Raw genomic sequence first — 15,411 nt, forward strand, 5'->3', positions numbered from 1 at the left:
ATATCCCGACCTCGTGCGACGCGGCGAGCAAGGCGCAGGCATTCCGGGAATCGCGCCGGCAATGCTAAAGAGGAACCGGGCCAGGGAGTGATTCGTCACGATGAACCGTTCGGAGCCGATCGTCCGGCGCAAACTTTCCGACGAAGTCTTTGCAAGGCTGAAGCGGCTGATCACCAGCGGCGAGCTGCAGCCGGGCGACGAAATGCCGTCGGAGCGCGAATTGATGGAGCGCTTCGAGGTTGGCCGGCCGGCCATTCGCGAGGCGATGCAGGCGCTGAGCAATATGGGGCTTGTCGCCATTTCGCATGGCGAGCGGGCCAAGGTGCTGCAGCTCACCGCCAAGTCGATCATCAAACAGGTCGATGGCGCGGCCAAGATCATCCTGTCGTCGTCGAAGGACACGCTCGAGCACCTCAAGACCGCGCGCATCTTCTTCGAGCGCGGCATGGTCAGGGAAGCCGCCGAAAAGGCCACCGTCGAGGATGTGCAGCGGCTCAAGGCAACCGTCGCCGAGCAGCGTGCCGCGCGCGGCGATTCCGACGCCTTCATTTCTGCCGACATGAACTTCCACACCCAGATCGCCGCGATATCGGGCAACCCGATCTATGTCGCTGTCAGCGAGGCCATGCTCGGCTGGCTGAAGGAATATCACACCGAGATGCTGATCTGGACCGGCAAGGAAAAGTACACGCTGACCGAGCACGAAGAGATCGTCGACCGCATCGAGCAGAGGGACCCCGACGGTGCCGAGAAGTCGATGATCAAGCACCTTGAACGCTCGCGCGCACTCTATGTGATGAACTCCGAGAAGTAGGCTCTTAACCGATCCGGATAATGGCGTAGGGCGACATCACGAGATGACCCTGGCCAAGTGCCGAAGCGTCGACCGGGACATCGTCCGCCGTCAGGTTCGCCAGCAATGCGATGGTCTCGCCGAAGGCGGAGCGGCCGGCCAGCGCCGCAATCCGCGTTTCGTCGCTTGTTCTCGCGGACACATGGGCCAGACCAGCCAGTTCGCAAAGTCCCTTGATAGCCCTGAAGATCGGCCGCGGTGATCCCTCCTCGACGGGTTCGCCACCTGCCGCCAGCAGACCGAACGGCCCGCTGAAGCCGGACAGCGTCAGCATCTCCAGCCCGGCCGGTGCGACGCGGGCGGCATAGCCGATGGTCCAGGCGGCGGCGAACAGGCCGTTGTGGCGCGGGTCGCGATTGGCCATGGCGATGCGCTGTCCCTGCGGATTGTCCTTGGTCGCGCCGCCATAGGGGTTCTGCCGCATGGCAATGGTCGAAGGCCCCATCCGGTAAGGCTTGTCGCCGAAGATCGCCCGCGCCGACCGGGTGATGAACGGCAACGCCTCCAGCGACTGCATGACGCTGAGATCGTCGGCTGCGTGCACGATCGGGCAGGTGCAATGGGTGACGAAGTCGAGCAGCCCGGCCGGAACGCGCTTGCGGTTGAGCTCGGTGAAATAGCTGAACATGCCGCCACCGAGACGGAGAGCCGGAAAGGCGTGTCGAGCCGCGGCATAGACATCCTCCAGCGGCGGGCAGGGCGGCCAGGCACTGCCCGGCGGCGTCGACTGGCGGTCGACCGAAGGCGACACCGCGATGGCGTCGAGCCGTAGGCCCGCCCGGCGCACCAGGCCGGCGACCTCTGTGAGTTCGGCATCAAGATCGCCGCTACAGGCGACAACGCATTCGAGCGTTGTTCGGGCGCGATAGGCGTCGGCGAGCCGGGCAAAAGAGTGCAAGGCGTCAAGCCCGTGACCGCGCGTCGGATCGTAGTGGAACAGCAGTTGTTGTGGACCGAGCGCCAACAAGGTGGCGAGGTTCGCCAGCACCGTCTCGACATCGCCGGGATAGATGATCACGCCGACATCCGGCAGCGCCGGACCGGGCTCGCCGAGCGTCACGCGGACCGCGCCGGGCGCCTCGGCCGCAGCCGGCGTCTTGCCGTCGCTGGCAATGCGCAGGCTGATCGTCTGGCGGTTGGTCTCGCCGGCCGGCAAGACATAGGGCCATGGCAGCGCCAGCGGCCGCACATAGGTCTTGTAGGAGGCGTCGGACCAGTTGCGCTGGTCCTCCATCTCGAAAACGTCGCCTTCCATGCGGCAGTCGGCGCTGACGCCGGGCCGCACCTCATGCGTGATGGCGCGCAAATCCTTGAAAGGCTGCCAGGGGTCGATCAGGTCTGGCAGTTTCGTGTCCACCACGCTGCCGTCCGTGTGCTCGACCGTCACTGGGCTGCCGGCGAGGCCGGCGATCGGATGCAGGATGCAGAAGCCGCAGCGGTTGGTCTCGAAATCGCTTTCGGGCAGCGCGCTGACGTCGAACACCAACTGTCCGTCCGCCGAACCCTTGATGGTCGCGAAAAAGGCGAGCCGACTTCCGCCCGGTCCGGCGCAGCTCGCCGTGTAGCTGACAGAGAAAGCATCGGCGCTTTGGTCGATGGTCAAATCCGCCAGCACGGGCTCGTAAGTGCCCCAGTCGCGGTCACGCACGATATAGGCGATGGCACGCAGCACCTCGGTGCCGCCATGGCGGATGGTGCGCAGATTACCGTTGACGAAATCGGCGCTGAGTGGCCCGGCGCTGAGCCGGACCGGCTCGGCTTCCACCGCGCGTATGCCGCAGAGGAGGAAGCGATCCACGGTCACTTCAACAGGCCGTCGATCTGCACCGGTTCCTGGCTCGCGGCACCCGCATAGGCCGCCTCGACCAGCGCGAATGTCTTGAGGTTGTCGGCGCCCGAGGTTGCCGGCTCCTTGCCTGATGCAAGGCAGTCGACCCAGTGCCGCTGGATCGCCAGCACGCTTTCCTGGATGTTGTGCCACGGCCGCGATGCCCAGGGCAGAAGCGGCGGTGAGATGTCGGTGGCCGTTGTGCCGCTCTTGCCGGTGACGGTGAGCTGGTATCCTCGCGCCAGCCGGATCGTGCCGTCGCTGCCGTCGATCTCGATCAGCGTTTCGGGAAACGGCTCGACGGCAAGCCTGGTCGCATAGCTGCAATCGACCACGGAGGTGGCGCCGCTCCTGTGATCCATCAGCATGGTGGCGACATCCTCGCCGGCGATGGTCGGATTGATGCGAGCGGTGCGGGCGGTGAGGGTCGAGACGTCACCCAGCAGGAAACGCGCGATGTCGAGGATATGGATGCCGAGATCCTCGATGATGAAACGCTTGCCCGTCGCCAGGTAGGGCTGGCCGGAAAACACGTCATAGGCGGAGCGGAAGGAGATGCGCCCGAAGAAGGGAGTGCCGATCTCGCCGCTGTCGAGCACGGCGCGCACCGCCTGGATCGGCGACTGCCAGCGGAAATTCTCATGCACCATCAGTGGCACGCCGGCCTCGGCGCAGGCCGCGACCATCGCCTTGGCGTCGGCCAGCGTTGGCGCGAACGGCTTCTGGCAAATCACCGGGACACGGTGAGTGGCCGCCATCTCGACCAGTGGCCGATGGCTGCCGACGGTGGTGGCGATGTCGACGAAGTCGAGCGTCTCGGCCGCGAACAGCGCCGCTGCATCGGTGTAGCGCCTCGCGATGCCGAACTGGTCGCCAACGATCCGCAACCGTTCCGGATCGCGGTCGCAGATGGCGATGATCGAGGCGCCGTCGATGTCGCGCCAGGCATGCATCTGGTTGACGGCGAAGAAGCCGCAGCCGATCAGCGCTCCGCTCAAGCTCGCCATGATCAACCAGCCTTCGCCATCTGCATCAGGGTAACGCGCTGCTGAAGCCGGCGCTGCGCCTGGTCGACGACGACGGCGACGATGATGACCAGCCCCTTGATCACCATCTGCCAGAAGGAGCTGACGCCCATCATCACCAGCCCGTCCGACAGGATGCCGATGACGAAGGCGCCGACGATGGTGCCGCCGATCGTGCCGCGGCCGCCAGACATCGAGGTGCCGCCAAGCACGGCTGCGGCGATTGCATTCAACTCGAAGCTTTCGCCGGTCGCCGGATGCGAGGCCATCAGCTCCGACGAGATGATCAGGCCGACGATCGCCGCGCAGAAGCCGGAGAACATGTAGACGAACATCTTGACCATGTTGACGCGCACGCCCGAGATGCGTGCCGCGCGCTCATTGCCGCCAACGGCGAAGATGTGGCGGCCGAGCGGCGTGTATCTGGCGAGATAGGTGGCACCCAGTGCCACCACGATCAGCATCCAGATCGACACCGGCAAGCCGGCGAGCCGGCCGGCGCCGAGGAAGCCGAAGCCGGTGGTGCCGAGTTCCGGCTTGCCGATAAGGTTGGGGAAGGTGCGGCCGTCGGACGACAGCAGCGCCATGCCGCGCGCTACATAGAGCACACCGAGCGTGGCGATAAAGGGGGCGACATTGAGCCTGGTGATCAGCAATCCGTTGACGGCGCCGATCAAAATACCGACCAGAAGCGTGATCAATGCGATCTCCACCACGTTGAAGTAGATGGTGTAGCCGATCTGCAGATCGATGCCGTTGAGCACGAGATAGCCGGCCACCATGCCGCACAGGCCGACGATCGAGCCGACCGAAAGGTCGATGCCGCCGGTGATGATGACGAAGGTCATGCCCATGGCGAGGAAGGCGTTGAGCGCCACGTGCTTGGCCATCAGGATCAGATTGGCGGCCGACAGGAAGTTCGGCGCCGCGATGGAGAAGAACACCAGCACGGCGATCAGCGCGATGAAAGTCCTGAGCTTCATCAGCGTCAGCAGCGCGGAGCCGCTGGAGGCCGAAGAGAGAGCCGCCCTGGCCGGAATGTCAGTCATCGGTTTTGCTTTCCATGTGCGGGGGCAAGATGGGCAGGGCCGTGGCCGAGTGCCGATGCGGCGACGATCGCAGCTTCGGACGCCTCGGCGCGGTCGAACATGCCGGTCAGTTTGCCATTGCTCATCACCGCGATCCGGTCGGACAGCGCCATTACCTCGTCGAGGTCGGAGGTGGCGAAGAGGATGCCCAGCCCATCGCGCGACAGCTTGCGCATGGTGCGGAAGACGTCGGCCTTGGCACCGACATCGATGCCGCGGCTCGGCTCGTCCATCAACAGCACCTTCGGCCCGGTGAGCAGCGCCTTGCCGATCACCACCTTCTGCTGGTTGCCGCCGGAAAGCGACGAGACTTCCTGCGCCGGGTCGGCGACCTTGATCGCGAGCTCCCGCACCATCTGCGCCACGGCTTTCCGCTCGGCACTGCCTCGGATGTGGAACAGGGTGACGAAGCGCGACAGGCTGGCCAATGTCAAATTGCTGGCGACGGAGAGGATCGACACCAGACCCTCGCGCTGGCGGTCCTCCGGGATCAGCGCCAGCCCGCGCCGGATGCGCCGCGTCGTGTCGCGTTCCCTGATATGGATTCCTTCGATGAAGATCTTGCCACTGGCATGACCGTGGCGGCCCATGATGCAGTCGAACAGCTCGCTGCGCCCCGCGCCCATCAGGCCGTAGATGCCCAAAATCTCGCCTGCGCGCAGCGACAGCGAGACGTGGTCGACCGCCAGCCCGCCAGTGGCGCGCGGCAGGCAGATGTCCTCGGCGCGGAATATCTCTTCGCCCGGCACATGGCCGTCGGCCTTGGCGAAATCCTTGGCGTCCGAGCCGATCATCTGCCGCACGATCCATTGCGTGTCGACGTTTTTCACGTCCTCCTGGCCGGTGATGCGGCCATCGCGCAGCACGGTGATGTAGTCGCCGATGCGGATGAGTTCCTCGAGCCGGTGCGAGATATAAACGATCGCTACGCCACGCGCCTTAAGGTCGGCGATCACCTTGAACAGGATCTCGACTTCGGCGGCACTCAGCGCCGAGGTCGGCTCGTCCATGATCAGGATGCGCGCATCGAGCGAGACAGCCTTGGCGATCTCGACCAGCTGCTGTTGGCCGATGCGAAGATCCTCGATCAGCATGTCCGGCCGGATACCGGCTTCGAGCCGATCGATGAATTCACTGGCCCGCCGTTCCTGCTCCTTGCGGTCGATCTTGCGAAACCGGTTGGTGATCTCGCGCGTGGCAAAAATGTTCTCGGCAACCGTCATGTTGCCGAACAGGTTCAATTCCTGGAACACCATGCCGATGCCGCGGTTCACCGCGTCACCCGAGGACGAGAACGAAACCTCCTTGCCGTCGAGCAGGATGCGACCGGCCGTCGGCTGCTCGACGCCGGCGATGATCTTCATCAGCGTCGATTTGCCGGCGCCGTTTTCGCCGACCAGCACATTGACCGCGCCCTTGCGCACCTCGAAATTGGCCTGCTTGACCGCGACGGTGCCGGCATAGACTTTCGAGACGTCTTCCAGCTTCAGGATGATTTCGTGACCGGCCGACATGTTCATGGCTTCGGCCCGATCTCGGCCTCCGCCGGGGTCACCAGCGGCAGGTTCTGCCCGCCTTCGATCGTGTAGGCGCCGAGCACCTTGGCGGTGCGGCCCTCCAGCGCCTCGCGCGGCAGCTTCGACAGCACGGTCTTGTCGGCATAGGCATTGAACGCCTTGCCGAACTGGGCGAAGTCGATCTGGTTGGTGAAATCGTTGAACTGGACGAAGTCGAGGCTGTCGCGCAGAGCGGTTCCGCGTATCGCCGGCCCGATCTGCACCCGCGCATCCGCCTTGCCGTCACCATCGACGTCGATATCCATCGTTGCCGCGCGCGACTGCGTGTTGGCGGCGACGATCTTGCCCTCGACGCGGACCGCGAAGGTCCACGGCGAATTCGCCTGTTTCTTGGGGTTGCCGTATTTCGCGCCGGCTGCCGCCTGATCGGTCTTCGCCAGCGCATGGACCTCGGCGAACGGCCCGGCCTTCTGTTGCAGATACGGTGTGACCTTCGCCACCCAGATATCCTCGACCATCTTGTCCGGGTTGAAGCCGGACGCATTGGCGCCGTCTTGCGCGGAGGGCGTCGGCAGAATCTTGCAGGCGCTGAGGCTAAGGCCGACGAGCGCGACAAGGGTCAGCCAGGTCAACTTCTTCGGCATCGCGGTCAAGCATCCCAGGGAAATGGAGACGAGGGACGAACCGGAAGTTCGCCCCTCGCGGATTGCATTGCGCCGGCTCAGTTCTTCAGCGCGAAGGTTTCCAGCTTGGCGGCATTGGCGCCATTGACGAGCACGCAGTCCATCAGCTGCTTTTCCTTCTCCGGCGACTTCTTGTTCTTGATGAAGTCGTTGGCCTGTTCGACCGCCATCTGCGCCTGGGCATAGGCCGGCTGCAGCACCGTGGCCTTGATGCCGCCGGAGGTGATGGAGTCGCGCACGTCGTTGGAGCCGTCGAAGCCGACGACAATGACATCCTTGCGGTTCGCGGCGGCGAGCGCCGCATAGGCACCCATCGCCATTGTGTCGTTGCCGGAGATGACGCCCTTGATGTCGGGATTGGCCTGCAGGATCGATTCCATCTTGGAATAGGCCTCGGTCTGGCTCCAGTTGGCCGACTGCTGCGCGACCATCTTCAGGTCCGGATAGTCGCCGATGACGTCATGATAGCCCTTGGAGCGGATGCCGGCATTGGTGTCGGATTCCTTGCCGACCAGCTCGACGAAATTGCCCTTTTCGCCCATTAGCTTGACGAACTCCTGCGCACCGAGCTGGGCGCCCTGGTAGTTGTTGGAGACGATCTGTGCCATGGCGACGCCGGTGGCGTTGATCTCGCGGTCGATCAGGAATGAGGGGATGCCGGCGTCCTTGGCCTTCTGCACGGCGGCGACGGTGGCGTCGGCGCCGGCATTGTCGAGGATGATCGCCTTGGCGCCGCGGCCGATAGCGGTGTCGATCAGTTCGGACTGCTTGTTGGCGTCGTCATCATGCACCAGCACCAGCGCTTCGTAGCCGAGCTCCTTGGCCTTTGCCTCGGCGCCGACGGCTTCCGCCTTGAAGAACGGATTGTCGTGCGAGGGGGTGATGATCGCGATCAGGTCGGCCGCGAAGGCCGGCGCCGCCGTGCCAAGTGCCAGTACGCCGGCGAAAGCCGCAAGCGTCATTCTGCGAGTGAGTTTCATGAAGTCCTCCCGTTGAAAAACATCGCCTCGACCAACCGAGGCCTTGTCTGCATTTGAATTCATCAGGCAGTGCGGGCAGCAGACGATCGGTCAGGCAAAGCCGTTTGCCGACTTTCCAACCGAACCGATTTTCGCTCCCCGTTCCTCGCCATCCTCCGCTCGTCCCGGCTTCAATCCGAGCGCGGGAGTAGCTTAGCCAACTGGTATGATGAGTCAATCACTAATTAAGGTGATCTGTATCTGACGGGTTGATGTTTCTTCCTTCTCCCCTTGTGGGAGAAGGGAAAATCGAGCCCGCCCTCTCAAGTGATGCGCTGGATGCTGGCGGCGATTTCTTCCGGCTCGAAGACGCGCTTCCAGTCGTCGCGCATCAGCACCGGCTTGCCGAATTCGATGGCCTTGTTGCAGGCGTCGGAGAACACTCCCTTGGTCTCGCCGAAGATGACGGCGCCGAGCACGTTCATGTGGCCGAGCAGGAAATCGAGCGCCGCCTGCCGGTCGACGCCGCGCGCCACGACCTCGTCGAGGGCTTCCTTCATGACGACGAGCAGCGAAGCACACACCGTCTCCGACAGGCCGGGCTCGAGCAGCGCCATGTGTTCGACCGTGACGCGGTGCGAGCGCATCACCGGCGCCCAGATGATCTGGGCGATCTTCTCGCCCTTGGCGTAGTCTTCCTCAGATCCTTGCATCAGGGCACTGACGAAATGCTGCTTGGCTTTGACGCCGCCGAAAAAGTCCTTCTTGGCGGCCATGTCGGTCTCGTCGTTGAAGATCGGGGGATGGCAGGGATGGGTGACGAAATAGGTGAGATCGGGACGATCAGGCAGATGCCCGGCGAACGGGGCCGCCGCATCGAGCACGATCACCATCGTGCCAGCGGCAAGCTTGCTTTCAATGCTGGCGGCGACTTTGCCGATATGCGTGTCCGGCACCGCCAGGATCACGACGTCGGCCCCTTCAAGCGCCTCATCGACGCCGACCGCATCGAAGCCCAGACCGGTCTTCAGCCGCTCCTTGCCCGCCTCGCTGATCTCGACATGGCGGATCGTGTAGTCCGATCCGCGAAAATTGGTCGACAGGCGGTAGCCCATTTTCCCGCCCGCACCGAACAGCGCAATCGTTGTCATCTGACCTTGCTCCCTAATCCATAGGCGATCGTCTCGTGATCGTCATCTTATATACTGGTATGATCACTCTACCAGAATTTGGCAAGAGAAATCATTGGTTACGTGTTCGTCACTTCGGCAGGGGCGTGGCGGCGCCTGGCTCTGTCTTCGCCGCTGCGGCGTCCGTGGGATCGACCGATGTGCGGCGCGCCAACGCCTGTCGCCCGCCAGCGCCAGGACGAAGATGACGACGATGCCCTGGACGATATCCTGGACACCGGGCGGCAGCCCGACGATCTGCATGGTGGTGACGATCAGGATGAGCAGGATGCTGGCGAACAGGGTGCCAAGCGCGGTCGCTGAGCCGCCGAAGATTAGGGTGCCGCCGAGCACCACGGCGGCGATCGACTGCAGCAGATAGGGCTGGCCCATTTCGAGGAAGGCGCCGCCGATATAGGCGCCGAGCAGCAGGCCGTCGAGCGAGGCCAGCACCGAAGAGATGATGAAGGCCGCCGCGATCACCCGGCCGTTGTTGATGGCGGCGAGCCGGGCAGCAGTGCGGTTCTGGCCGACCGCCGACAGAAGCTGCCCGAACACTGTGTAGCGCAGCACGAAGGATGCCACCGCCACGCCGAGGATAGCCATGATGGCCATGATCGGAACACCCGAAATGCGGCCGGTTGCCAGGTCCTTGAGCGCCGGACTGACGGCAAAGCCCGGGATTGCCCGGTTCGATAGCAGCGTCGCGGTCGCCAGCACATAGCCGGTGGCGAGCGTTGCGATGATCGCCGGAATGCCGAGGCCGACGACGAGCAGCGAATTGAGCAGCCCGACCGCAAGGCCGAGCAGGACGGCAGCCGCGACGCCAATGGCAAGGTTGGCATCCTGGCCCTTGATGGTCAGCAGTGCGACGAAGGCGCTGAGCGTGATCACCGAAGCGACGGAGAGGTCGATGTTGCCGCGCCCGGTGGTGACGACGAACATCTGGCCGATGCCGACGACGGTCAGGAACGAGGCCGACAGGATGATGCCCGACAGGCTGGAGAGGCTGAACCGGTTGGTGACCACGGAAAGCACAAGCCAGAGCAGGAGCACGCCGATCGCGGCCCAGATCCAGCGGTTTTTCTGGGTCCACAAGGTGAAGGCGGACAGCGCGTTCATTGTTCGCTCCCGCGGTCAGCCGTCAGGCCGCGCAACGTCAAGAGCGCGATCAGGATCAGCCCTTGCGTCGCGGCGTTGAAGTCGCTGCTGACATTGAGCGTGCCGAGCAGCGCGCCGATCAGCGACAGCGTCACCGCGCCGGCGATGGCGCCGACCGGGGAGACGATGCCGCCCAGAAGCGAGCAGCCGCCCATCACCACGGCGGCGACGCTGAGCAGCGTGAACGAGTTGCCGGAATTGATGTCGCTTGCCGTGTTGATCGCCGTCAGCGACAGGCCGGCAGCCGCCGCGAACAGCCCGGCGATGAGATAGCGCACCAGCGCATAGCGTGTCGGCGACCAGCCCGAACGGATCATCGCGGTGGGATTGTTGCCGAAGCCGCGCAGCACCACGCCGAGCGGCAGCCGATCGATCACCAACACCACCAAGGCGACCGCGGCGATGAGGATGATGGACGTTGGCAGGAAGTCGAGCGACCAGCCGAACAGCGCCGTCAGCCATTCAGGACTGGTGCCGCCCGGCGTCGGCTGCAGCGCATAGCCCAGCCCCACCCAGATGAAGGAGGCGCCGAGCGTGACGACGATGGCCGGGATCTTTCGTGCCTGGATCAACCCGCCGAGACCGGCATAGGCGGCGACCGCAGCCAAAAGCGCCAGCGCGCCAAGCCATGGCTGGTCGTAGAGCAGCGTGGCGCTGAGCACGCTGACCAGGCCGGCGAAGGCGCCGACGCCGAGGTCGATTTCGCTGCCGCCGACGATGAACATCTGCGCCGCCGTCACCAGCACCAGCGACAGCGCCGGCATCAGCAGCAGGTCGAGCCCGAAGATCGAGGCGACCGCCGGATTGGCCGAGATCATCACCGCCAGCACGGCGGCAAGGCCGATGAAGGGAGCGGCGTTCACCAGTCGGGCAAGCCCCGCCACGCGGGCCTTGCCGCGCGCGGCGGCGGCGCGCTTGTCCGCTTGCTGGACGAAGGATGCTCCGACGATCGCCGCTTCGGTGATCGCCGCGCCGGTCAGCTCCTTGACGATCCGCCCGCCGGCGAAGACCAGCACGCGGTCGCAGGCCAGCAGCTCAGCGTCCTCGGTCGTATGCCAGACAAGCGTCCGCCCGCTGCGCGCGATGTCGTTGCAGAGCCGGTAGAAATCCTGCTTGGTGGCGATGTCGACGCCGCGCGTCGGATCGTCGAGCAGGATGATCGGCGTATCGGCGACGAGCGCGCGGGCAACCAGCGCCTTCTGCTGGTTGCCGCCGCTAAACTCCAGAATGTTGGACCCGAAGCGGTGTTCATCGAGCCGCAGCCGTCCGGCGGCGTCCGCTGCGGCCGCGCGGTTGACCCGGTCCGAGACCAGGCCCAGCGCCGGGCGGCGCGCAAGGCTGCCGATGGAGATGTTGCCCAGCACGCTCCACAGCGGGAACACGCCTTCCTTTTGGCGGTCGCCGGCAATGAAGCCGGCGTCACCGGTTCGGGTCACGCCGGCATCCTTTCCCGGCTTGAAGATGGCATGAAGCAGGTCCTTCTGGCCGCTGCCCTCGAGTCCCGCCAGTCCGACGATTTCACCGCGCGCGATCTCGATGTCGCGGCCCAATTCGGATGTTAGCGCTCCGGACAGCCGCACCAGCGCTCCGGCCGCGCCAACAGCGGCAGCGCCATGTTGGTGGACCGGATTGGTGTCGCCACCCATGATCTGCACCAGCTTGCCGATCGATGTGTCCGCCACGTCGCCGCGCCAGGCGCTGCGTCCGTTGCGCAGCACGACAACCTGCGATGCAATGTCGACGATTTCCTGCAGCTTGTGGCTGATGAAGATGAAGGCGAGGCCTGCCTTGGCCCGCTCGCGGATGAAAGCTCGCAACTGCCTGGAGCGATCGAGATCGAGCGAGGAGGTCGGCTCATCGAGAACGATGAGCCTGACGCCAGGCGTCGCGGCGGCGCGCGCGATCTCGACCATCTGCCGCTCGGCGATGGAGAGCTGGCTGACTTGCGCATCCACATCGATGCCGTTGCCGGGAAAGACCGCGTCCAGCGCCGAGCGCGCGCGGCCTCTGTAAAGCCTCCGCCAGCCCGGCCGGCTTGCCGCGTCCTGCGGCGTCTCCAGAAAGAAGTTCTCGGCGACGGACAGGTTGGCGCACAGCGACAGTTCCTGATGCACCATGCGGATGCCGCGCCGTTGCGCTTCCGCGGTGTTGTAGTCGGTGAAGTCAAGCGCCTGACCGGCGAAAGAGATCGAGCCCAGCGTCGGCCACATGGTGCCGCACAGAATGCGCATCAGCGTCGACTTGCCGGCGCCGTTGCCGCCGACGAGGCCGATGATCTCGCCGGCCGAAATGGCGAGGTCGATCTCGGCATTCGCCAGCGTCGGCCCGAAACTCTTGGTGATCTGTGTAAGCGAGACAATTTCCTGCCGAGCGGCGGGCGCCATGGCGGCTGTACCCTTCTGATCGGCAACGGCAAGGTGGGACATTCGTCCTCCGTTTCTTCACGGCCAAGGATCGGGCGCCATTCGGCGTCCGATCCATTGTGCTGGTCGCGTTACTTGCTCAACAGGTTCTGCTTGACCCAATCGAGCGAATAGCTGGGGCTGATGATCTGGCCGCCCGGCAGCTTGGCGTATTCCTTGAGGTTGCTGGCATCGACGGTTGCCACAGGCATGATCATCATCTTGGGTGCCTTGGCGCCCTTGAGCAGGGACAGGCCGAGCCAGAAAGCAGCGCCGCCAATGCCGGGCGTCGTGTTCATCGAGACCGTCTGGTAACCGTTCTTGGCGTTCTCGTCGGCCCACCATTTGACGAAATCGGTGCCGCCGCCGCCTTCGATGATCGGCATCTTGCCGGCACTAGTCGCCGCCGTATTGGACAAAGGCCTGGGCGATGCCGACATCGTCGCTGCCGCCCTGGCCGAGCACCGCATCGACATGCGGCAGCGAGGGCAGGACATTGGCAATGGCTGCCTGCGCCACCGAGGCGGTCGCCTGGCCATAGACGGTGGCGACAACCTTGATATCGGGATATTTCGCCAGCACCGACTGCTGGGCGTTGAACATGTCGTTGTCCGGGGCCGAGCCCTTGACGCCGCGCACCTGGATGACATTGCCCTTGCCGCCGAGCATCTTGAACACGGCCTCGGCCTGGGTCGCCTTGTAGCCCTTGAAATCGAAATTGAGCTGGTAGTTGCAAGGCGCCGACGCGACTGAATCGAAGGAGACGACGATAATGCCGGCCTTGCAGGCTTTTTCGATGATGCCGTTGACCGCGGTCTCCGAGGCGGCATCGACGGCGAGCACATCAACCTTCTTGAGGATCAGTTCGGCGATCTGGCTGTTCTGCTGTGCCACCGAGCCGTCGCCGTTCATGACGATGTAATCGGCGATCTGACCAGCCGCCTTTGCTTCCTTGGCCGAGGCTTCGAAGGCCTCGACCATCTGGTGCCGCCAGGTGTTGCCGTAATAGGCGTTGGTCAGTGCGATCACCGGTGCATCCGATGACGCCGCTGCCGGCAGCACAAACACACTCCCCAGCGCGGCGCTGGCAAGCGCCGCCACGATTGCAAACTTCATGATACTTCCTCCCAAAAATACCGGCCAACACGGTCGGCTTGCATGCCATTCCGGCGCCTCATTCGAGAGACACCATACCATCTACATGTTATACCAGCATACCAAATAGGCAAGCCGGTACCGGAACTCGCTTGATGCATTGACGAGAGCGAAACGCGGCCGATCGTCTCATCTTCCTTGCCCTTGGCCAGTCGGGCCGGTTCTCCGACAAGGGTGGTGGCGTTCCGGAGAGCATGTCTGGCTGTCGGAACGGATCGCGTCTTAGAAGTCGGCGACCTTCCCCCAGGCTGAAGCGTCGAAGCGCCTGGGATCATAGGATTGCGGATCGACGATCGGTTGCGATCCGGTCATCAGATCGGCGACGAGGTGCCCGGCGCCGGGCCCGATGCCGAAGCCATGCCCCGAGAAGCCGGCAGCCAGGAAGAAACCCGGAACGGTATTGATCTCGCCGATGGCAGGCACACCGTCCGGCGTGCTGTCGATGTAGCCGGCCCAGGTCGCGCTGATCCTGGTCTGGCGCAGTGCCGGCAGCAGCTCGAGCGCCCGGGCGTGGGTCAGGCGGATGGTTGCCTGGTCCGGGACCGGATCGAGGATGCGCATCCGTTCCATCGGTGTCGGCTGGTCGAGCCGCCAGTGTCGGAGCGTTTCGTGGCCCGAGCGCATGCCCTGCAGGCCGCCGGGCGCGAGGCTGCGCCACCGCTTCAGGAACATGGGCAGGAACTGCGAGGAGAAGCGCAACTGCTGCTGCGTCACGTCCACACGGCCGCGTCCACTTATGGCGAGCGTGTAACCGCCGCCGCCGCGACGCGTGGCCGAGATCCCTTTCGTGTGCAGCGCATCCGGCAGACCTTCCGCGCCTGGCGAGACGGACAGAATGGAGGAGCGGATCGACGCCTGCGGAAAACGGAAACCGAACTGCCGGCAAAAGGAGGAGGCCCAGGCGCCGCCGGCCAGCACCGCCACCTTGGTTCGGATCGTTCCGCTTTCGGTGACCACGCCGCTCAGGCGCCCGCCTTCGGTCTCGATACCGCGCGCGGCGCAATTCTGGTGGACGGAGCCACCGAGCTTGAGGATGGCGCGGGCGACCGCGGGCGCGGCCCGCGACGGATCGGCGGTGCCGTCGGTCGGTGAGAAGACGCCGCCCTTCCAGGTCCGGCCCGTGGCGCGGCCCCGCTCGCCGGCCTCGGCGCTGTCGAGCATATGCGTGGTGACGCCGGCCGTTTTGGCGAAGTCACGCCAGCGCACCCAGCCGGCCAGTTCCGCCTCGTCATTGCTGAGATAGAGCAGGCCGCAGCGGCGAAAGCCGGTGTCTTCGCCAGTCTCTGCCGCAAAGCTGCCCCACAGGTCGATGCTTCTTGTTGCCATCGGCAACTCGCGGGCGTCGCGGTTCTGCTGGCGGCACCATCCCCAGTTCCGCGAGGACTGCTCGGCGCCGATGCGGCCCTTTTCGACAAGCGCGACCTTCAGGCCACGCCGTGCCAGGTAATAGGCCGCGAAGATGCCGACGATGCCGCCGCCGATCACCACCGCGTCCGCGGATTTCGGCAGTTCGCCGGATGTCTCGATTTGCTGCAGTGGTGCGCGCATGGTGTCTCTGCCTTGAAGCGCCA

The 15,411-nt window shown here is 64.7% G+C and carries 11 protein-coding genes and 1 pseudogene; 1 reads left to right on the forward strand and 11 read right to left on the reverse strand.

Annotated elements, in window-relative coordinates; translation table 11 throughout:
- Positions 1-100 precede the first annotated feature (100 nt).
- Positions 101-814: a transcriptional regulator NanR gene (locus A3A9_RS0115290; protein ID WP_027059566.1), complete on the forward strand. Its 714-nt coding sequence runs from the start codon at positions 101-103 to the stop codon at positions 812-814.
- Between the two features lie 4 nt (positions 815-818).
- On the opposite strand, the gene apnL is transcribed toward A3A9_RS0115290, so the two are convergent.
- From apnL to A3A9_RS0115345, 11 genes and pseudogenes are all read right to left on the reverse strand, one after another.
- A complete protein-coding gene (apnL, locus tag A3A9_RS0115295; RefSeq protein ID WP_027059567.1) occupies positions 819-2,657 on the reverse strand; it encodes a D-apionate lactonase in 1,839 nt (612 codons plus the stop codon).
- Positions 2,654-3,688, reverse strand: a complete 1,035-nt coding sequence (locus A3A9_RS0115300; RefSeq protein WP_027059568.1) for a Gfo/Idh/MocA family protein — start codon at positions 3,686-3,688, stop codon at positions 2,654-2,656. The genes apnL and A3A9_RS0115300 overlap by 4 nt, the downstream gene beginning before the upstream one ends.
- Before the next feature lie 2 nt (positions 3,689-3,690).
- Entirely contained in the window at positions 3,691-4,755 is a 1,065-nt protein-coding gene (locus tag A3A9_RS0115305) for an ABC transporter permease (RefSeq protein ID WP_027059569.1), read from the reverse strand.
- Positions 4,752-6,314: a sugar ABC transporter ATP-binding protein gene (locus tag A3A9_RS38825; RefSeq protein WP_051370921.1), complete on the reverse strand. Its 1,563-nt coding sequence runs from the start codon at positions 6,312-6,314 to the stop codon at positions 4,752-4,754. Before A3A9_RS38825 ends, A3A9_RS0115305 begins: the two co-directional genes overlap by 4 nt.
- Positions 6,311-6,955, reverse strand: coding sequence for a DUF2291 family protein (locus tag A3A9_RS0115315; protein WP_051370923.1), 645 nt, complete (start codon positions 6,953-6,955; stop codon positions 6,311-6,313). The genes A3A9_RS38825 and A3A9_RS0115315 overlap by 4 nt, the downstream gene beginning before the upstream one ends.
- A gap of 77 nt (positions 6,956-7,032) precedes the next feature.
- A complete protein-coding gene (locus tag A3A9_RS0115320; protein WP_027059571.1) occupies positions 7,033-7,974 on the reverse strand; it encodes a D-ribose ABC transporter substrate-binding protein in 942 nt (313 codons plus the stop codon).
- Between the two features lie 302 nt (positions 7,975-8,276).
- The gene (locus A3A9_RS0115325) at positions 8,277-9,104 is read right to left on the reverse strand and encodes a phosphogluconate dehydrogenase C-terminal domain-containing protein (protein WP_027059572.1); all 828 of its coding nucleotides are present in this window, start codon (positions 9,102-9,104) and stop codon (positions 8,277-8,279) included.
- Positions 9,105-9,167: 63 nt separating this feature from the next.
- On the reverse strand, positions 9,168-10,244 hold the full coding sequence (locus tag A3A9_RS38830) for an ABC transporter permease (protein WP_245279042.1): 1,077 nt from the start codon (positions 10,242-10,244) through the stop codon (positions 9,168-9,170).
- Positions 10,241-12,709 (reverse strand): ATP-binding cassette domain-containing protein, encoded by a 2,469-nt coding sequence (locus tag A3A9_RS0115335; RefSeq protein ID WP_027059573.1) that lies wholly within the window; start codon positions 12,707-12,709, stop codon positions 10,241-10,243. Before A3A9_RS0115335 ends, A3A9_RS38830 begins: the two co-directional genes overlap by 4 nt.
- Positions 12,710-12,777: 68 nt before the next feature.
- Positions 12,778-13,801, reverse strand: a pseudogene (locus A3A9_RS41200) (ABC transporter substrate-binding protein).
- Positions 13,802-14,062: 261 nt separating this feature from the next.
- Positions 14,063-15,388: an NAD(P)/FAD-dependent oxidoreductase gene (locus A3A9_RS0115345; protein WP_027059574.1), complete on the reverse strand. Its 1,326-nt coding sequence runs from the start codon at positions 15,386-15,388 to the stop codon at positions 14,063-14,065.
- Positions 15,389-15,411 lie beyond the last annotated feature (23 nt).

Origin of the sequence: Mesorhizobium loti CJ3sym (assembly GCF_000472785.1) — a bacterium.
In the GTDB taxonomy this organism is placed as follows: Bacteria; Pseudomonadota; Alphaproteobacteria; order Rhizobiales; family Rhizobiaceae; genus Mesorhizobium; species Mesorhizobium loti_E.